13 protein-coding genes are annotated in these 15,040 nt (G+C 63.2%); 7 read left to right on the plus strand and 6 right to left on the minus strand.

Annotation, left to right across the window (positions count from 1 at the left end; genetic code table 11):
- Nucleotides 1-3 precede the first annotated feature (3 nt).
- Nucleotides 4-1,836: a hypothetical protein gene (locus LZC95_35800; protein WXA91803.1), complete on the minus strand. Its 1,833-nt coding sequence runs from the start codon at nucleotides 1,834-1,836 to the stop codon at nucleotides 4-6.
- A 502-nt stretch (nucleotides 1,837-2,338) separates the two neighbouring features.
- Between LZC95_35800 and LZC95_35805 the strand changes: the two genes are divergently transcribed.
- Nucleotides 2,339-2,965: a hypothetical protein gene (locus tag LZC95_35805; GenBank protein ID WXA91804.1), complete on the plus strand. Its 627-nt coding sequence runs from the start codon at nucleotides 2,339-2,341 to the stop codon at nucleotides 2,963-2,965.
- Complete coding sequence (locus LZC95_35810) at nucleotides 2,934-3,341, plus strand: YraN family protein (protein WXA91805.1); 408 nt, start codon at nucleotides 2,934-2,936, stop codon at nucleotides 3,339-3,341. Before LZC95_35805 ends, LZC95_35810 begins: the two co-directional genes overlap by 32 nt.
- A 125-nt stretch (nucleotides 3,342-3,466) precedes the next feature.
- On the opposite strand, the gene LZC95_35815 is transcribed toward LZC95_35810, so the two are convergent.
- Together LZC95_35815 and LZC95_35820 are read right to left on the minus strand one after the other, a co-directional pair.
- Nucleotides 3,467-4,216 (minus strand): hypothetical protein, encoded by a 750-nt coding sequence (locus tag LZC95_35815; GenBank protein ID WXA91806.1) that lies wholly within the window; start codon nucleotides 4,214-4,216, stop codon nucleotides 3,467-3,469.
- Between the two features lie 72 nt (nucleotides 4,217-4,288).
- A complete protein-coding gene (locus tag LZC95_35820) occupies nucleotides 4,289-5,197 on the minus strand; it encodes a HEAT repeat domain-containing protein (protein WXA91807.1) in 909 nt (302 codons plus the stop codon).
- A 35-nt stretch (nucleotides 5,198-5,232) separates the two neighbouring features.
- Between LZC95_35820 and LZC95_35825 the strand changes: the two genes are divergently transcribed.
- The 4 genes from LZC95_35825 (at nucleotide 5,233) to LZC95_35840 (ending at nucleotide 10,728) form a co-directional block, all read left to right on the plus strand.
- Nucleotides 5,233-7,122: a carboxypeptidase-like regulatory domain-containing protein gene (locus LZC95_35825; GenBank protein WXA91808.1), complete on the plus strand. Its 1,890-nt coding sequence runs from the start codon at nucleotides 5,233-5,235 to the stop codon at nucleotides 7,120-7,122.
- 193 nt (nucleotides 7,123-7,315) lie between these two features.
- Nucleotides 7,316-8,560 (plus strand): signal recognition particle-docking protein FtsY, encoded by a 1,245-nt coding sequence (ftsY, locus tag LZC95_35830; GenBank protein ID WXA91809.1) that lies wholly within the window; start codon nucleotides 7,316-7,318, stop codon nucleotides 8,558-8,560.
- Nucleotides 8,561-8,839: 279 nt separating this feature from the next.
- A complete protein-coding gene (locus LZC95_35835; protein WXA91810.1) occupies nucleotides 8,840-9,886 on the plus strand; it encodes an outer membrane beta-barrel domain-containing protein in 1,047 nt (348 codons plus the stop codon).
- Nucleotides 9,883-10,728, plus strand: a complete 846-nt coding sequence (locus tag LZC95_35840) for a hypothetical protein (GenBank protein ID WXA91811.1) — start codon at nucleotides 9,883-9,885, stop codon at nucleotides 10,726-10,728. The genes LZC95_35835 and LZC95_35840 overlap by 4 nt, the downstream gene beginning before the upstream one ends.
- 175 nt (nucleotides 10,729-10,903) lie before the next feature.
- On the opposite strand, the gene LZC95_35845 is transcribed toward LZC95_35840, so the two are convergent.
- Together LZC95_35845 and LZC95_35850 are read right to left on the minus strand one after the other, a co-directional pair.
- Complete coding sequence (locus LZC95_35845) at nucleotides 10,904-11,653, minus strand: HEAT repeat domain-containing protein (protein ID WXA91812.1); 750 nt, start codon at nucleotides 11,651-11,653, stop codon at nucleotides 10,904-10,906.
- A 128-nt stretch (nucleotides 11,654-11,781) separates the two neighbouring features.
- A complete protein-coding gene (locus LZC95_35850) occupies nucleotides 11,782-13,215 on the minus strand; it encodes a cache domain-containing protein (GenBank protein WXA91813.1) in 1,434 nt (477 codons plus the stop codon).
- A gap of 101 nt (nucleotides 13,216-13,316) precedes the next feature.
- Here LZC95_35850 and LZC95_35855 point away from each other — a divergent pair, with 101 nt between their 5' ends.
- Nucleotides 13,317-14,399, plus strand: a complete 1,083-nt coding sequence (locus LZC95_35855) for a histone deacetylase (protein WXA91814.1) — start codon at nucleotides 13,317-13,319, stop codon at nucleotides 14,397-14,399.
- Here LZC95_35855 and LZC95_35860 read toward each other — a convergent pair.
- Nucleotides 14,396-15,034, minus strand: coding sequence for a hypothetical protein (locus LZC95_35860; protein ID WXA91815.1), 639 nt, complete (start codon nucleotides 15,032-15,034; stop codon nucleotides 14,396-14,398). The genes LZC95_35855 and LZC95_35860 overlap by 4 nt on opposite strands.
- Nucleotides 15,035-15,040 lie beyond the last annotated feature (6 nt).

The raw sequence follows: 15,040 nt of genomic DNA on the forward strand, positions 1-15,040 counted from the left end.
AAACTACCTCCCGCACTTCGAGGTGATGGTCTGGCGATAGAAGCCAAGTTCGTCGCGCCAGTACTCTCCGTCGAACGGCCAGATGACGTGCTCCTCGTCCGGCTTGACGATGTTGGCTTTCGACTCGGCCGCCGTGACCTGACCACCGGAGATGGCTACGTCGAGCTGGTTGCGCTGCGCCGCCGTGATGTCGATGAGGATCTTCGAGGCGTTGCGCAGGTGTTCGTTCAACTCATCCAGGTTTCGCTGGTAGCGGTCGCGGGCCAGCTGCCCCGTGTTCCGCACCGCGAGATCGCGCGCAAGCTGGAGCGAGTCCTTCACGTCCGCGCCCAGGGACGACGACTGGAAGCCCGCCGGCCGTTGCTTGAACCGCGCGGACTCGTCGTCGAGCACCTTCACGTATTCGAGGTTGCGCAGGAGCTGACGGTCGGACAGCGCGTTCTGGACGATCGGCTTGATCCGAGGATCGAGGTTGGCTTTGTCTTCCCGCACGTCCTTGAGAAACTTGTAGAAGGCCTCTTCTTGGTTCTCCCCTTTGAATCGGCCGAGAACCTTGTTCAGCTCGTCGTAGATGGGCTGATACTTCCCCTGGAACTTTGCGACGATGACGCGAGCGTCCTCGTACTGGCAGTTCGCAAAGTAGATGACCGCACGTAGGACTTCCGCTTCCGGATAGTGCGAATTGGGGAAATACGGCGCCCCGATGGTGTGGATGTTACCAAGTGCGTGCGGGTAGTCGCCTGCCATGAAGTAGGCCCACGACTCCTCGAACAGGCCGTCGAGCCAGTACTCGCTCGCGACGTCGACCTTGTTCCAGTACTTGACCGCAGCCGAGAGCTTCTGGCTGTCAATCGTGGGCGCATTGTTCTCGTCGAGGCGAACGGACGCCGAGTAGTACGTGCGCGCCATCGAGAGGAACGCGAGGTCGCGCATGCGGGCCTCGTCCTCGACGCCCTGCACGCCCTCGTCGATCGCGCCGACGATGCGCTGGAAGGACTGGACCGCCGGCACCGACTTGCGCAGCTGCACGTAGCTGATGCCTTGGAAAAATTGAGACTGGACGTAATACTTCGATTGCCGGTCGACCTTGGTAAAAAGTCGAATCGCATCCTCGTATTGGCGATTGCGATATCGGTACCGGCCCAGAAGATAATTTAGCTGCCAATACAAATCGCGCTGATTGGCATTGTTGAATCGTTCGATTTGTGCATCGGAGTATTTACCGACGCGCTCGACGATGTCGGCCGGCTCGGGAAGGTCGGTGGCCAGCTTCGAGAGCCACAGGAGCGTCTCGTTGAATTTCAGGTGGTTCGCCTTGTCGGCGATCTCGCTGAAGATGCCGTAGGCGGCCTGGTAGAACTTCATGCGATAGAGGGCAATGGCGAGGTGGTATTGCGCCAATTGCTTGTTGCCCTCGTCGTCGCCTGTCTCACCTTTGCGAACACGGTCGAGCGCAAGTGCGGCTTCCTGCCACTTCTCACCATCGAAGAGGCGCTTGGCTTCTTGCGCCTGCTGCGTCATCTGACCGGCCTGCGGTGGCGGCGAGTTGTCGACCGGCTTGGCCGCGGCCGCGGGTGCCGCACCGGGCTTCGCGTCGAGCTCCACGTCCGAACCTCCGGTCGGAGGAGTTGCCGGGGGAGTCGCTGGAGTTGCCGGGGTCCCAGTACCAGCAGCAGGCTTCGCAGGCGCACCTGCGGGCGGCTTCTTGGGCTTACCTTTTTGCGCATCGGCCTCTCCCGGCGTGCCCAGGGTGAGCGCAGACGCCAGCAGAAGAAGGCCTACCTTATTCAGAGCGCGGGCTTGGGACCCGCCACCCCACTTGGAGATGCGTCGCATCGATTTGCTCCTCATGCTCGCGTCGTTTCACGAAACAGCGCGCCGGAAAAGGGATCCACGCAGCCAAAAACGTCAACGATGTTCAAAGGATATTCACCCCGAGCCGTGCGATGGTACGGAGGCGATTTGCTGCTTGTCAAGGTGAAACAAGGCCAACAACAGGGTGATCTGCTTAGGTCATTATATTGAAAACAAGATGGCCGAAGCGAAGAAAGATGGAGACGAGATCGGCCATTGAGACAAGTGAACTTATGGAAGCTTTGGCCTACTTCTCCCACCGCGACCACACGAGTCGCGCAAGATGGCATCACGCGAGAGCGCTGGCGAAGCATGTATTGAAACGCCTTCGTTACGCCTTCTGGGGCGCGTGAAAGATTTGCGAGGCACGGTGGGCCGCTTGACCTTATTTGAAGAAGTCGATTACCGTAAAAACAGGTCGCTGCATCTTGTATTGGGTCGGCGGATCCCTTGAAGTCCGTCTCAAAGAGAGAGAGCCCTCACGATGATTAGCTCGCGCCTCCTCATTACGCGGGGCCTGCTTGGCCTCGTGGCCTCGGCCATCCTTTTCACGATCGCGGCACCGGGGTGTAACAGCACGCAAGGCGTTGGCGACCCGTGCCGACCGGAGCGTGAATACGACGCAACCTTCAACGGCTTCGACGTCAACGAAGTGAACGTCGAGTCGAAGAGCTACCAGTGCCAGACGCGCCTTTGCTTGGTGAATCACTTCCAAGGCCGCGTCACCTGCCCCTTCGGTCAGACGCCCGATGGAACGGCCAACCCGGGCATCGACAAGCCGTGCGTCCTACCGGGCACCGTCGACGGCAAGATCGTCGGCAACGCCGCAAACGGTAAGGCGGTAGCGGCGAACCTGGTCGATCGTCTCCCGGAGAAGGCCGTTTACTGCTCCTGCCGCTGCGCCAATGCCGATGGCAGCACCGATGACGGAGCGAACTACTGCGAGTGCCCCGACGGCTTTACGTGCGAGCAGCTCGTGGCCTCCATCGGAAGCCAGTTCAGCCAAGAGCTCTCCGGCGGCTACTGCGTCAAGTCGGGCACGAAGTACAACACCGGGAATCCCCCGACGGCGGTGTGCAATGCCGCGAGCAAGGCCGCCTGCGGCGGTTGAAAAGCAGGCGCGCCGTCTCGGCGCGTCGAAGAAAGCAGAAGACGCGGTCGTCGAGTACTTGCAGGCGCAAGGATTCGACGTCGCCGCGCGAAACCTGAGACTGGGCCATCTGGAGGTCGACATCGTCGGCCTTCGAGATGGCCTTGCTGTTTTGGTGGAAGTGCGAACCCGCGGCGCCACCGCCTACGAGAAGCCGCTCGCGAGCGTCGCAGGAAAGAAGAAAATGCGCCTGCTCCACGCCGCCGACCGCTTATGGCGCGGCTACTTATCCAAGCGCCCCGACGTTGCACGCATGCGCATCGACGTTGCAGGCGTCACGTTCGGCGTCGATGGGAGCGTCCACATCGAGTACATCCCCGGCGCCATCACGGCTTAGAGAGCCTCCCTCTCATCCCGTGCCCGTGCCCGTGCCCGTGCCCGTGCCCGATCTTTCCTCTTCGGGAGAGGGAAAGGAGATCGGGCACGGGCACGGGCACGGGCACGGGCACGGGAAAGAAGAGATCAGAGCGCGGGGCTGGAGAAGTCGCCCTTGATGTCCAACGACGCCTTGATCTCCTCTTTGACCACGACGACGTCGTGGAGCGCGTCTTCGCCTACCCCGGCGGCCTTTGCCTTCTCGATGGCGGCCTCCAGCAATTGGTACTCGCGGAATTGGCGCGCCTTCAGGCTTTGAACCATGTCGAGGAAGGTCTGGAAAAAGTCCTGCAGCTCGTCGCCGCGGCGCAGGCGCCCATGAAACGACAGCTTCCCCTCGCCCACTTGGCGCAGAAGCATGGTCATCTTGTAAATCGGGCCGGCCACTTTGTGCGTGAAGTAAATCCCCAGGAGCCCGATCAGGATGACCATCAAGGTCAGCCCGCCCACCAGCGCCACGAGCATCACCTTCTGCTTCTGCACCAATGACTGGCGCTGCTCGGCGAGCTTCTGCTCGTTGAGAACGGCCTCGCCGTTGAAGGCGTTTGCGAGCTCCGGATTGTCCGCGTAGTTGTCCCGGATCGTCATCTTGACGACATCGGAAACCTTCTTGCTCTCGACCAGGACATGGTCGCTCTGCTCCACCACCTTGTGGCTCGTGCTCAGCAGAAACACGCCCAGAATCGCACTGATGACGAGCGCCACGGCGATGATGAAGCCCGTGTATTTGAGCTGAAAGCTCGAGTCGATCAGGTAGTTGCGCAAGTTACGTTGGTGACGCGCGCGGCCTTGGGGGGAGCCAGGGGCGGACGACGCAACGGGGGCGGAAGTGGTCATCGGATTCTTTCCTTCATGGTGCCGGACACGACCCCTCCGCGCCAGTTTGTCGTCATCACATCTAATGGATGCTCACTGGAAATTTTGTGCAAAGAGCTCGGCGGCCCGTTCTGCGGCCATGCCCATCAAGTTCTGCTCCGCCGAATGATCGCCGGGACGAACCCCTGCTTGTGTGAGCCCCGCGGGCACTTCCCCCCGGAGATTTTTGCCTGGATAGTCGAAGACTGCACACTTGACCCGGACACGCAGGTTGCCGCCCGCATAGTCGAACTTCTCCACCGAGATGGCCAAGTAGTAGCCTTTCAACTTGCGCTTGGAGATGGTCGCGCGGGCCGCGTCCATCCCTTCTTTCGCCGGGGCGAGCTGATAGCCGCCCAGTGACTCGATCTTGCCGCGAAGCGCCGGAAGAATGGCGCGCTCCACTTCTTCGATCGGCCGGCCCGTGTTGTTCGTGATGGCCGAGATGGCCACGTAATAACGTGCATTTTGCACGAATTTGGGCGTCCACGGCCCCGAGCTCGACGCAGGCGATCCGCCGCCGCCACCACCGCTACCCGAGGATCCCTCCAGCGCATCCAGCGTGCGTTGAAGCTGCATCTTCACCTGCGCGTTCCCCTCGTTGGCGAGGCGGTTGCGCACGCAGCTCGCCGCGGATGGCCGATTCAGGCGCTTGAGCGCGGCCGCGACCGATTGGCGCACGATGTCGCTCGGATCGGAGGAGAGCGATTGGCAGAGAGGCGTGATGGCTTTGTCCCGTTCGGCAACGTCCGCGAGGGAGCCCAGGCCGAGTGCGGCACTCGTGCGGATACGGAAGTCGTCCGCAACGCCGGCCGCAGGCGGGTACTGCAGCCGCGTGATGAGGAACTGCGTCCGATCTTCCGCATGGACGCGGCTCGGAGCGGCGACGAGCAAAAGGACGGAAAGTCCCATCATCCACGCCAACGCGAGCCCGCGCTTTCCGTTCATCAACGTGCTGAGCAAGGTATCATGGGAGCTCCTTCAAGAAGAGCCCTCTCGTGGATCCATTTCGTCGTCTTGGCCTCATCCTCTACAGAGCACGTCACGTGCGCTTCGCGTGCGTGTGTGCCCTTGTCTTTCTTTCGTCTACGGGTCTCGCGCGACACGCGTATGCGCAACTGCGCGTGCACGTGCGTGGGGCGGCGAAGATCGACGCGAGGGCCGCGCGTCAAAATGGAGCGCTCGTTCTCTCGGGCACATTGAAGGACGATCTGGGGCAGGCCCTCGCCGGAGAGACCGTGTCGGTTTCACTCGCGCGCGTCCGCGGCGCTGGCGATCGCCGCACGGAGGAAGCGCTGGGCCTGGAAGGTGAGCAACGTCCCACCGGGTGTGAGGATCCACCGACGCGCCCCCCGGAAAATACAGCGGGTGCGCTGAAGGTCGATGATGCAGGGCGCTTCTGCGCGCGTTTTCCGCTGTCGGCCGATCACTACGTGGCCCACCTTGCGACGCAAGGTTCGTCACTTCTCGAAGGGGCGAAAACGGATCTCGAGATCGATCTCGCCAAGCGCTCCATCTCGCTTCGCTTCGATCCCGCACCGCGCTCGCTGATGATCGATGCGAACAGCCTCGCAATGGATGCCGTGGCAACGGTCGACGAGACCGAGGGCGGATCGCTCGCCGGACGCATGCTCGCCTTGCGCAACGAGAAGGACACCGCGCTCGGATATGCGAGCACCAACGCCGCAGGGCGCGTGCACTTCGTTCTCGATCCGAAGAAGCTCGGTGCGCCGGGTCCTGGGGAACTCCGCCTCGTGTACGCGGGCGATGTGGATACCAGCGCGGGCTTGCACATCATCCCCATCGAGCGGCACACGCATGTCACGCTGTCGGTCGATGTCGCGGGCAACGCGACCATCACGGGCATCCCCGAGGATGGCATCCCCATCGACGTGCACGCGAAGATCCGCGGCGCGGGCGATGCCACGGGAGGCAGCGTGGAAGTTCGCCTCGGCGAACACGTCGTCGGCGCAGCACCCGTGGAGAAGGGAGTCGCGCACGTCGTCTCGAGCTTCGTGTCGCCCGAAACATCGAGCGCGATGCTCTCGGTGCGCTACCTGCCCGATGCACCTTGGTACGAGCCGGACGAGCCGCTCTCGATCATGGTGGCGCTCCAAGGTCCGAGTCCGTTGCGGCAACTGCCACTCGCAATTGCGGGGATCGCGGTCGCGGCGTTTTTGGTCCTGGGAAGGCTGGGACGGCGAGCGACACGCACGCTCCCGCCGCGCGAAGCAAAGGCCCCCGCGGAGCGACCGGCCGAGGCACGCCTGGAAGTGGTGCGTCCGGCCAGCGCAGCTCACCCGCGAAGGTGGACCGGTCGCGTGATCGACGCACACCATGGGACGCCCATCACCGATGTGCGGGTGGTCATTGAACATGCCACCTTCGGGCAGCGCGAGCTGGCGGCCAGTTGCGTTACGGACGACGAGGGACGCTTTACCCTCGATGCGAATCGGCTCGAACAAGACGCGCGCTTGGTCGCCGAAGGGCCTTTCCATTCCGCTTTCCGTCAAAAGCTACCGCCTGCCGGTGAAATCGAGATTTCCCTGGTGTCGCGCAAACGGGCCCTGCTCGATCGGCTCATTGCGTGGGCGCGCGTGCGCGGCCGCCCGTTCGATCAGCGTCCCGAGCCGACGCCGGGACACGTGCGCGACGTGGCCGGTGGCGATTTCGCGACCGCGCGCTGGGCGGAAGCGGTCGAACACGCGGCGTTCAGTGCTGACGACGTCGACGCGCGCGCCGAAGAAGACATCGAGAAAATGGCTCCCACGGCCGCTCCCGCCTCCAAAGGCCGGGCGGTGAAACTGGACATCCCTCCAGCGCAGCAAACCCAAGTAAACCCCGCCCCATCCCTACCGAGGCATCCCCCCCGGAGGGGGGGGAACTGAGAGCCCCCCGCACCTCGGCGGGGGGGCGTGTTCCGCAGGAGCCAGGTTCGTCGAGCCCGTGTTGTGAGGCGCGACTTAAAAAATACGCGGGACTTAACAAATTGACGGGGTCCGTGGCGGGTTCCTATAGTCGCAACCCCGGGGCCAGCATCGAGCAAGACCTGGCACGACGGAACGGAGCTTCAACGTAGCCATGGAATGGATCATCGCCGTCGTCGTTGTCGTCGCGATTGCGGCGCTTCTCTTTTTCTTCCGCAGCAAGAAGGCCCCGGAGGTACCGGGTAAAGCCGCTGGTGAATCTCGCGAAGAGCCCACCAAGCGCGTCGAGCGCCCAGCGCTCCGCGAAAGCGGTGCACCTCCACCGAGGAAGGCCGAGAAGGCCGCCGAGGCGAAGGCCGAGCCTTCGAAAAAGGCACCGCCCTCACCTCCCGTCACCGAAGAGCTCTCCCAAGCCGATCTGGCGCCCGTCGAATCGGCGCGACCGGAAGCGGCCAAGCCTGCCAAGCGCGACGTCGCGGGGATTCGCAAAGGACTCGCCGCCACGCGCACGGGTTTCATTGCACGGCTTACGGCGCTCTTCGTCGGCAAGAAAGAGATCGACCCGGCCATCTTGGAGCAGATCGAAGAAGTCATGCTTACGAGCGACGTAGGCGTCAAAACGACGCAAACGGTGCTCGAACGTCTGCGAGAGAAATTGAACCGCAACGAGCTCGCTGATCCGGAAGCCGTATGGGCAGAACTTCGCGCAGAGGCCATGCGCATTCTGTCGCTCGACGGCGGGCCGCTTCGTTTTCCGACCAAGCCGTCGGTTGCGATGATGGTGGGTGTCAACGGTGTGGGAAAAACCACGACCATTGGCAAACTCGCAACGAAGTATGCCGGCGAGGGGAAATCAGTTTTGCTTGCCGCAGGTGATACGTTTCGTGCGGCTGCGGTGGCCCAGCTCGAAGTGTGGGGCAAGCGCGTAGGGGCGGAAGTGGTGAAGGGCAAAGAAGGCTCGGATCCTGGCGCGGTGGCGTTCGAAGCGACCACCAAAGCCAAGGAGGCGCAAATCGACCTTCTCTTGGTCGATACGGCAGGTCGCCTTCACACGAAGACGCCACTTATGGATGAAATTAAGAAAGTGCGCAAAACGATCGCGAAGGCGATGGATGGCGCGCCGCACGAGATCTTGCTCGTCCTGGACGCGACCAACGGCCAGAACGCACTTAGCCAAGCGGCATTGTTCAAAGAAGCACTGGACCCCACGGGTATAATCTTGACCAAGCTCGATGGCACCGCGAAAGGAGGCATCGTGCTGGGGATCTGCGACGAGTTGAAACTACCTGTAAGATACATCGGTCTGGGTGAGCGCGCGGAGGACCTTCGCGAGTTCTACCCCGACGAATTCGTAGAGGCTCTCTTTGGCAAACCGGATGAAGAGGCAAGAGCAGCGTGATCGCGAATAGTCGTTGATTGGCTGAATTTGCACATGCTATAGTCGTGTACACTTTAGCCGTAAGCCTGATTCCCCAATAGTTCTAAGCAGTTAAGTTGCTCGGTTGGCACTTTTGAAAAAGGCCAAACGGTTATTCGCAAGTGCGGATGCGGTCCCCGCGACAGCGGGGGCGAATGTGAGCGGGGTCCCGCCGATGGCGGGGTAAACCTGACAGGGGTCACGATGAAGCAGGCTAGGCCCGCGGACGTCCGGGCAAATCAATGTCGAAGGCCGCAGAACATGCGGGAGAGACCTAACCTGGTGAGGGCAACACGGTGGCTCCTCACAGGTGCGCTCACCGCCGGGCTCGTGCTGTCCGCATCCAACGCGATGGCGCAGAAGAAGAAGCCTGGCGGCAAAAAGCCTGCGGCTCCTCCAGCAGGTGCACCAGCCGGCACACCTGGCACTGGAGCAGGGGCGGTCGAACTCGATCAACCTGCACCCGCAACGCCGCCACCTGCGGATGGCTCCGTCGAACTCGACTCGCCGCAGCCAGGTGCACAAACGCCTGCGCAGCCAGCGGCACCGACGGCCGGCGCCACGGGCGGTATCTGCGACATCGACCCGTCCGCGTGTCCGAAGCCGGAAGACGTCAGGGCGGCCGCGAAGAAAGACGTCAAAGCGGAAATCTATGCGGTGCAACAGATTTACGCACTGCGAGCACGCCGCTTCGAATTCAATCCGTATTTCGGATTTACGCTGAATGATCAGTTCGTGAGCCACCCGGGTCCGGGTCTGGCGATCAACTACTATCTCACGAACGTCCTCGCGATCGGGTTGAACGGTAATTTGTACACCGGGTTGAACACCGACTCGCGATTCAACTTCGAAAACCGGCGCGCCACGCACGTCGCTGCACCGCTGAATGAATATCAGTTCTCCGCGGCGCTGAATTTCACGTACGTGCCGATGTACGGAAAGTTCGCGGCATTCGGAGACTTCATCTTCCACTACGACGCATACGTGGTGGGCGGTGTCGGAGCTATCTCCACGCGACCGATTCCGGTTATCGACCCGGACAATCGAAAGTTCGATTACGAGATGAAGCTCGCGGTCAACTTGGGCCTCGGGTTGCGCATCTTCCTCAATCGTTGGTTTGCGGTCACGGCGGAAGTTCGGGACTACATCTTCAACGAGAAACTCGAAAACCTCACCATCGCCCCCGGATCGGCAAAGACCGACAAAGGTACTTGGTTCGGCGACAACCAGATCACCAACAACGTTCAGGCCCAAATTGGTGTGAGCGTCTTCATTCCCTTTAGCTGGGACTACCGGTTGCCCAAATGAGAGCTCTTTTTGCGCGATTGGCGGGCGTAGCGGCTCTCGCGGGCACGCTCATGGCGAGCGTGGGAACCGCAGAAGCCCAAGAGATTCAAATTACCGGACCGCTCGCGGGCAAGCCGCCCGTCATGGACCTGCGGCGCTATCGCGAGGGTCGGTTCGAGATTGCTCCGACGGTGTCGTTCACGTTGCTCGACGAGTACCGACGAACGATCTTCGTGGGCGGACGTCTCCAGTACAACATCAAGGACTGGCTCGGCATCGGCGTCTGGGCTGCGTACGGCGTGGGCAGCATCGCGACGGACTTGACCGATCAGATCGATCAGAAGGCCAAGCCGCGTGGCTCTCCGCTCACCTCGAGCAACGTGACGCCTGGCGCCTTCCAGGACCAAGTCGGTAAGTTGGAGTGGATCGCGGCACCGCAGCTCACGCTGGTTCCCTTCCGCGGCAAGCTGGCGATCTTCCAGAAGATCTTCGTCGACACGGATGCGTACATCCACGGCGGCGTGGCGTTCGTAGGCTTGAAGGAGCGCGGCGACTGTGGCGGTGGCGGTGGGCAGCCGGGCTGCACCGAAGCGCGCTCGTTCGATCTCGCCTCACGCACGGCCATCGCGCCGACGTTCGGCCTAGGTCTCTCCTTCTACATGAACAAGTTGATGTCGCTCGGCTTCGAATACCGCGCCTTCCCCTTCTCGTGGAACCGCGGCGGTTTCGACTCCCGCGGCACCGGCGCCAACGGCGAGTTCCCGGACGACAAGGTGAACAGCGAAGACCGCACCTTCAAGTTCAATCAAATGATCTCCATCGCCCTGGGCTTCCACTTCCCCACGAGCCCGAAGATTCGGTAACTCGCAGAAGAGGGAAACCGCCAGGACGCCAGGGTCGCCAGGGTGATACCCCCCAGGCCACCCTGGCGTTGTTGTTTTGAGCTCATTTCATCAGGTGAAATGAGCTCAAAACAAAAGAAACCAGCCGTTCCCCCCTGGCGACCCTGGCGTCCTGGCGGTTCCTTCTTCTTCTGTTCTACCGCTTGCGGACTTTGCCGGCGGCGTCGATCGAGTAGCCGGGCGGGAGCGCCTTGCGCATGGAGTCGCGTTGGTCGTCGGGGATGGGCCAGCCGGTGGCGGCGAAACCGTCGGCGAGCTTGTTCTTGATGCGGAAGCTCTCTTCGTCGACGAAGAGCGACACGAGGGACGGGGTCGCAGCTTCGTCGCCCTGTGCGAACGTCGTCGCGACGGCGTGGAAGCGCGCGGTCTCGTTCACGTCCTCGAGGAACGGTTGGACGGCCTCGCGGATCTTTGGGTGCTTGTAGTCTTCGAGCGCGGCGAGGAGCTGAATCTTCGGGTCGATGAACTTCGAGTACTCGGTGTCCCAGCGCGATAGCCAGGAGAGAAGCTCCTCGACGAAAGCCTCCTCGGGAAGCAGCTCCTTGAGGATCTTCATCGGCCAGGCGAGGCTCGCGGCCTTGGTGGAAAACGCGCGGATCGGCTCGATGGCCAGCTCGCCGGCGCCGACGATGCCCTCGAAGGCCGTGTCTTTTTCGTCCTGATCCGTGATGGACGGGTCGATCGTGAACGTGAACCGCTTGAGGAGCGCGGCGGCAGCCTCCCCCGTTTTCATGTCGGCGAGGGCGGCAATGGCCTCCTGGCGGTCGTAATTCTGTGCCCGCTTGTCACCGGCCCGCTCGGCCCACTTGGCGGCCGCGGCCGCTTTTGGGTCCTTCTTTTCGCCTTTTTCCTTCGAGCCGGCCTTGAATAGATCGAACAAACCCACGACGTTCTCCTCGAAACAGATCCCCGCCACCCCGGTTGGATAGAGCGGGAACCTGTTTAGCACCCTACAGATTCCAGCGGGCGCAAAGTTGGTCGCCGAGGAGGCGGCGTCAACGATCTATCCGGCTTTTAACCCAGCGGAATCGCGAGCAAAGTGACCTCGCGGCCGCGGAGTTGGACGCGGTAGCGGACCGGTTTGCCGTATTTCTGCGAGGCCTCCTGCTCCATGCCCTGAATGCGCTGGCGGAAGGTCTGATCGGTGATGTGATCCACGGCCTCACCGAGCTGACGCTTGGCGGCGATGTACTCGCGATAAATGCGCGCGTAGTACTGCTCCGCGGGCTCGGAGGCGAGCTGCTGCAGGGCCCCGGCGTCGAGCTGGCGCTCGTCGACGGACATGGCGTCGTTGAAGTTCGACGCCGTGGGGGCCTTGGAAACGCGGCCCTCTTCGTCGGTCGTGTCTTCCTCGATGCCCATGAGTTGGTTCAAGAGCTGGTCGATGCGGAACGCGAGGCCGCCCAGATCGGGATGATCGAGCTGGAAGCGCTTGTCCGCCTGCCCATTGAGGATGGCGAGCAACCCCTCCTCGAGCACCGCGATGGGCTGCGTGATGTAGTTGCCGAGCAACCAACCGCCCACGACGACGAGGACCAGGCCGAGCAAGGTCACGCCGAAAATTCCCGGCAAAATGAGGCCGTTCACGTTCTCGATGAGCGAGGCCGGGCGGGCGGAAACGACGACGGCGCGCTTGCCGTCGCCAAACCCCTCGAGCACGGCGGCCGCGATGATGGTGTCGCTGACCATCTGCGCGCCGACGCGTCCGGCAGTGAGCGCGTTCTTGACGGTGTCCTTGGCGTCGCCGTTGATGGCCGTGTTGATATTTTCACCACCGGCAGCGGCCGCCGCGATTTGCAGGGCATTTCCCTGCGGTGTGACCAAGCGCAGGGCGCGCCCGGTGGTGGCGTCGCTCACCCGCGAAAGCTCATCGTTCAGGGTGAAACCGGCCGCGATAGCGCCGACGACCCTGCCCTGCGCATCGCGCACGGGCGCGTACGACGCGAGGTACTGGTCGTTGCGCTCGGCCTTGGCCCAGGCATCGGAGCCGCTCTGGCCGTTGGCGAGCGCCGTTTTCAGCCCCTCGTAGGCGGCGGCGTAGTCCTCACCCCGGCCTATGTTGGTGCCGTTTCGGCCGATGCTCTTTCCCTGGGCGTCGATGAGGACGACCAGCGAGGGCACGGCCCCGGCGAAGACCGGCGACTGCTTGGCCGCGCTCAAAATGGCATCGCACAGATTCGTGGCCGCATCGCCCCGGGCTACGGGACTCGCTTTCGCTAGGACCTCGAGTGTGGCAGGCTCAGAGGCCTTGCCGGCCAGCCACCTTTCCATGCGCAGCCCATCGAGCTGCAGTCGAGCCGATGCCGCCTGCGCGTCGCGCTTGGCCTCGACCATGAGCTGGGTGGGATTTCCTGCCGCCGAATCCAGTGCTTTTCGCACCAGCACGAACGTCAAGAGTCCGACCAAAAGAACGATAACCGCGTTGACAGCGATAATCTTGGTTCGCATTCGCCCTCGGACCGCGAGTGCGCCGGGCTGCTCCCGAACGCATTTGGACGCTATCATTCGCGTCGGGACGGCCGCAACTGATGTGAGCAAGACCAGGGACGATGGCTGAGCAAAAAGAAATCCACCCCAAGGCGAACGACGTTTCTGGCCCGGCTTCTCGTCGACTCCACGGCTCGAGTCTTCTCCTGGACGATCCCGTCTACGAGGAGCACGTACCGCTGGCCTACCACCCCGAGCGGCCCGAAAGGCTGCGTGCGGCGCGTGCGGCGCTGGAGCGGCCCGGTGTTCGCTGGACCCACGTGCAGCCACGCGATGCGACCGACGACGAGCTGCTTCGGGTGCACGAGCCCGAGTACCTGAAGTCGCTCACCGAGCTGCGCGGGCAGCGGGCCTACCTCGACCCCGATACGTACGTCTCGGAGCGGAGCGTGGGGGCGGCGCGCAAGGCGGCCGGCGGTCTCGTGGCCATGGTGGATGCGCTCATCGACGGAGAAATCCCGCGCGGCGTCGCGCTTTTGCGGCCACCGGGGCACCACGCGCGCGCGTCGCAGGCCATGGGGTTCTGCTTGCTCAACAACGTGGCCGTGGCGGCCGCGCATGCGCGCGCGCGCGGCCTTTCACGTGTGGCCATCGTCGACTGGGACGTGCACCACGGAAACGGGACGCAGGAGATTTTTTACCGCGATCCGAGCGTGCTCTATCTGTCGACGCATCAGTACCCGTTTTATCCGGGCACGGGTGCCGCCGACGAGCGCGGTGAGGGCGAGGGCCAAGGCTTCACGGTGAACGTGCCGCTGCTCGCGGGCGGTGGCGATGGCGTGTACCGCGCGGCCTTCGAGCGGGTGATTTTGCCGGTGCTCGAGTCGTTCAAGCCGGAGCTGGTGCTGGTGAGCGCGGGCTTCGACGCCGCCAAGCGCGATCCGCTCGCGGAAATGGAGCTCACGTCACGCGCGTTCGGTTGGATGGCGCATGCGCTGGCAGCTCAGGCGAACGCAAGCGCCAAAGGTCGCATCGCGCTGGTGCTGGAGGGCGGCTACGACTTGGTCGCGGTGGAGGCGGGGCTCGCCGCCGCCATCGACGGGGTCGTGCGCGGCGACAAGGTGGACATCCCGCGCGCGCCCGACGCCATCGACATCGCGCGCGCGGCGGAGACGCTGCGCGAAGACTGGCCCGCGGTGGACTAGAAGCTTCCGCTGAGCAGCGGAAACGTCATCGCACCGGGCGTGGCGGAAACGCGGCTCGGCTCCGGCCGGCGCCACGAGACCGAGACGGGTGCGCTGGTGCGGCGATCCGAAACGGCAACCGGAGGCTGACTCACTCCGCCGATGAGAAGCACCGTGCCTGCGATGAACGTGACGACACCTGCCACGGCGATCGCGGTGCCGGTGTGGTTCGTCTCGGGTTCCTCGCACGGCTGATTCGGCGGGGGATCGATGCAAAAATGGGGCGGTGAGGCTATGAACCAGCCAATGAGGGCGGCAAGCCCGCCCGTTCCCATGCCGGCAGCCCCAAGCCCGATCAGAATGGGTCGAAGGCGATTGGGGCCCACGCGAACGTCCGGCGTGTGCTCGGCGTCCAATCGAAACGGGCCCCCAATCGGTTCTCCGTCCTCGGCCTTGCGCAAGCGATACGTCCCCGCGGGGATCTCGTCGCGGCATGCGCCATCGCACGCGAGCTCCCAACCGCGCGGCGTCTGCCGCTCGAGACGGGTGGTGGGCTCCTCGAGATGAACCTGCACGGACTCCTGAGCGTGCGCAGCGTGTGGCACGAACGGAGCGAGAAACAACCCAATGGCGAGAAAACCGGCTCGAAATGACATGAGAAG

The organism is Sorangiineae bacterium MSr12523 (assembly GCA_037157775.1).
In the GTDB taxonomy this organism is placed as follows: domain Bacteria; phylum Myxococcota_A; class Polyangia; order Polyangiales; family Polyangiaceae; genus Pendulispora; species Pendulispora brunnea.